Genomic DNA, 3,423 nt, shown 5'->3' with positions numbered 1-3,423 from the left:
AGACGCTGCCACAATACATTATAAGGTGTACGCGCAATAATAACCGGTAAACCACTACGGTCGGTGCCCATACTGATAGGGATTTGTTTCACTAACTGTTGTGCTTTTCGTGTTGCTTCTTCGCGCAAATCGAGATCATACCGAGCCATCACTAAGTTCGTCATCAAAATGTTATAGCGTTCTTTATTCGTCGCAGAAACAGGGGTTTCTTGGTTAGCTTCACGCCAATCAATCAGTGAAATCTTAAACCCAAAACGGTTATTGGCTTCAAGCTGTTCAATATTGTAACGACTGCCAAGTTCCACATCTTCATCGGCAGAGATCCACGAGAACCAACCGGTTTCAACAAGATTATCGGACTGCTTAACAATATCGACATTTCTTTCTTGAAGCATGGCCAAAGCGGTTTCCCAAACCTTAACGGCTTCGTCTTTTCGCAATAACCAGAGCGTCACTTCACCGTTGATATTGGTTTCAGTGCGAGCGCCAGGTACCAACTCTAAAATCTGCTGTGGAGGGCGAATATCAACGTCACGCCCAAGTTCACCATTAAACTCCCCTGCAGGAATGACAAAATCATCGTAAAGATAGGGCTTTGCGTCCGCTGGGGCCTGCCATTCTTTGAACTCAGGGGTATTTAAGTATTCAAAATCATCTTTTGCTTGGCGTCGATGGGAGGGATCGCTTGAGCATGCACTTAAAACAAGAACAGCTAGTGACGTCATGACTAGCTGATGAGAAAACTTCATTGGAACTCCTAAAAAAGCCAAGAAAAAGATCTTGGCCATTCTTTGTAATTAATTAGTAAATACCTGAATCAGTCAACGCTTTGCTAACAACAGGTTGTGCCGATTCTGAAAGAACGGTCAGTGGCAATCTTAAACAGCCATGCTCAATCAAACCAAGCTTATGAGCCGCCCATTTCACTGGAATAGGGCTTGATTCAACAAACAGATCTCGATGCAAAGGCATTAAACGCTCGTTGATCGCTCTCGCTTCTTCCATTTCACCTTGAGCAGCAAGCTTAAACATTTTCGCCATGTCTGCCGCAGCAATATTGTTCGTGACTGAAACAACCCCGTTACCACCAGCGGCAACAAAATCAAGACCAGAACTGTCATCACCACTAAGTAAGATAAAATCTTCGCCACAAAGTTCACGGTGAATTGCAACTCTTTCTAACTCTCCCGTAGCGTCTTTCAATGCAACGATACTTTCAATTTTTGATAGTCGAGCAACGGTTTCTGGCAACAAATCGACCGCAGTACGGCCAGGAACGTTATAAAGGATTTGAGGAACATCACTCACTTCAGCTATCGCTTTGTAATGCTGATATAAGCCTTCTTGAGTTGGCTTGTTGTAATAAGGGGTTACGCTAAGGCACCCAGCAATACCTGAATTATTCAGCAAACGGCTGAAAGTAACAGACTCGTGAGTCGCATTAGCACCAGTACCAGCAATAACAGGGATACGGCCAGCAGCAAATTCAACCGTTTTGTGGACGACTTTAACATGCTCTTCAACGGTTAGTGTTGCTGACTCACCGGTTGTACCGACAGCGACAATACCATCAGTGCCTGCATCCACATGGAAATCCACCAATTTTTTCAGGCTTATGTAATCGACCTCACCATTAGAATTAAACGGTGTAATTAATGCAACAATACTTCCTGAAAACATGTTTTTCTCCATTATTTGATACTTTCTGCATGGTACTGTATGGCTCTTGCGTATGACAAGGCGTTAAAGGGATATATAGCACCTGTTATGTTGAATATTTATCACATGTTTGACCTTTGGCATAGTTATTCACCTACATAATTGGGAAATAATGATCATAGAACAGTAAACAAGCAAAACCGAGACTCGAAATGCCTCGTTTTTTCACACAATTCAGCAACAAAACCCAGTGCTTCAAGGAAGCATATTGATGCTTCTGTGCTAACATACCTATTAATAGCCCTCATTTAACGTGACATTATGACTCAACATCTAGTAATTACCGCCGTCGGCACAGACCGCCCAGGTGTGTCGAATCAAATCGTTCACCTAGTGACTCAATCAGGGTGCAATATCATCGACAGTCGTATAGCTCTTTTCGGTAACGAGTTCACTCTTTTGATGCTGGTTTCTGGAAACAACAACAGCATAACGAGAGTCGAGACGACGCTTCCTCTTTTAGGTCAAGAGCACGACCTTATTACCATGATGAAACGCACTTCTACCCATGAAGTTGTCGATCACGCTTACACACTAGAAGTCTTCATCGAATCCGATGACAGAATGGGCTTGACTGAAGAGTTCACTCAATTCTTCGCAGATAGACAGATCGGTTTAGCATCACTCAGTGCTCAGACTATCAATAAAACACAGGTCGGGCTTAATAACGACCAATTTCATATCGCCCTAACGGCCACCGTGGGTTCACAGTGTAACCTCATGCAGTTACAAGAAGAGTTCACTCTTTTCTGTCAATCACTGGCTGTGCAAGGGTCTCTTAATTTCATAAAAAATAGTCAATAGAAAGGATTATCGATGAATACTTTGACTGCTGGCACGCCAGCCCCAAACTTCTCTCTTTTAGATCAAGATGGCAAAACCGTATCACTTGGTGATTTTGAAGGTAAAAAAGTTCTTTTCTATTTTTACCCGAAAGCCATGACACCTGGCTGTACAACACAAGCACAAGGGCTTCGCGACATTAAAACGGAATTAGACGATCATAACGTAGTCGTTCTAGGCGTGAGCATTGACCCTGTAAAGCGTCTGGGAAAATTTATCGAGCGAGACAACCTTAATTTCACTCTTTTATCTGATGAAGAGCATGCTGCCGCTAATCAATTTGGGGTTTGGGGAGAAAAGAAATTTATGGGCAAGATCTATGATGGTTTGCACCGCATTAGCTTTTTGATCAATGAACAAGGTGTCATCGAGCATGTGTTTAATAAATTTAAAACCAAGACTCACCACGAAGTGGTTTTAGATTATCTAAACGAAAACAAGTAACCGACCGTTTCAGTGAATCGTTCTCAAACAATCGTTCTTAGATGACGGTACCTAGATAACCGTTTATGGAAATATAAATGCCAGCTCGTCGATATCGAGCTGGCATTTTAGTTTATAGAACCGCTTGTGTTAAACCACAAACTTATTCAGTAGCGCATCTTGCTGATGGATATTATCTTTCTGTGTTTGCATCGCTATATTGGTGTTTTCAGCTGAATCGGCCACTTGTGTCGATAAGTCTTTAATCTTCACCGTATTATTGTTGATTTCTTCAGCAACTAAGCTTTGTTCTTCCGCGGCGGATGCAATCTGTAAATTCATATCAGAGATTTGCTGAATGGCATTACTGATACTTTCTAGCGAAGAATTCGCGGCTTGCGCTTTATCAACAGCATCGATAGCGGTTGTTTTACTTTC

The 3,423-nt window shown here is 42.3% G+C and carries 4 protein-coding genes and 1 pseudogene; 2 read left to right on the top strand and 3 right to left on the bottom strand.

From position 1 onward, the window contains the following. Positions 1-749 (bottom strand): outer membrane protein assembly factor BamC (bamC, locus tag ACP45E_RS12290; protein ID WP_069585052.1); only part of this gene is annotated, 749 nt, incomplete at its 3' end. A gap of 52 nt (positions 750-801) precedes the next feature. After that, complete coding sequence (gene dapA, locus ACP45E_RS12285; RefSeq protein WP_017038384.1) at positions 802-1,680, bottom strand: 4-hydroxy-tetrahydrodipicolinate synthase; 879 nt, start codon at positions 1,678-1,680, stop codon at positions 802-804. Between the two features lie 300 nt (positions 1,681-1,980). Between dapA and ACP45E_RS12280 the strand changes: the two genes are divergently transcribed. Together ACP45E_RS12280 and bcp are read left to right on the top strand one after the other, a co-directional pair. Then, positions 1,981-2,523 carry a glycine cleavage system protein R gene (locus tag ACP45E_RS12280; protein ID WP_017038383.1) on the top strand — a complete coding sequence of 181 codons (543 nt, stop codon included), beginning with the start codon at positions 1,981-1,983 and terminating at the stop codon, positions 2,521-2,523. 12 nt (positions 2,524-2,535) lie between these two features. Then, positions 2,536-3,006: a thioredoxin-dependent thiol peroxidase gene (gene bcp / locus ACP45E_RS12275; protein ID WP_017038382.1), complete on the top strand. Its 471-nt coding sequence runs from the start codon at positions 2,536-2,538 to the stop codon at positions 3,004-3,006. Between the two features lie 129 nt (positions 3,007-3,135). Here bcp and ACP45E_RS12270 read toward each other — a convergent pair. Then, positions 3,136-3,423: pseudogene (locus tag ACP45E_RS12270) on the bottom strand (methyl-accepting chemotaxis protein); the annotation flags it as partial.

The sequence above is a fragment of the Vibrio genomosp. F10 str. 9ZD137 genome (genome assembly GCF_049974785.1).
Taxonomy (GTDB): domain Bacteria; phylum Pseudomonadota; class Gammaproteobacteria; order Enterobacterales; family Vibrionaceae; genus Vibrio.
The sequence above is the reverse complement of the archived record's forward strand: the minus strand, read 5'-3'. Positions and strand labels throughout refer to the sequence as shown.

What these genes read in the sequence shown, in the direction of transcription:
- dapA (WP_017038384.1), bottom strand. Translation starts at nt 1,680, where the DNA reads ATGTTTTCAGGAAGTATTGTTGCATTAATTACACCGTTTAATTCTAAT.
- bcp (WP_017038382.1), top strand. Translation starts at nt 2,536, where the DNA reads ATGAATACTTTGACTGCTGGCACGCCAGCCCCAAACTTCTCTCTTTTA.
- ACP45E_RS12280 (WP_017038383.1), top strand. Translation starts at nt 1,981, where the DNA reads ATGACTCAACATCTAGTAATTACCGCCGTCGGCACAGACCGCCCAGGT.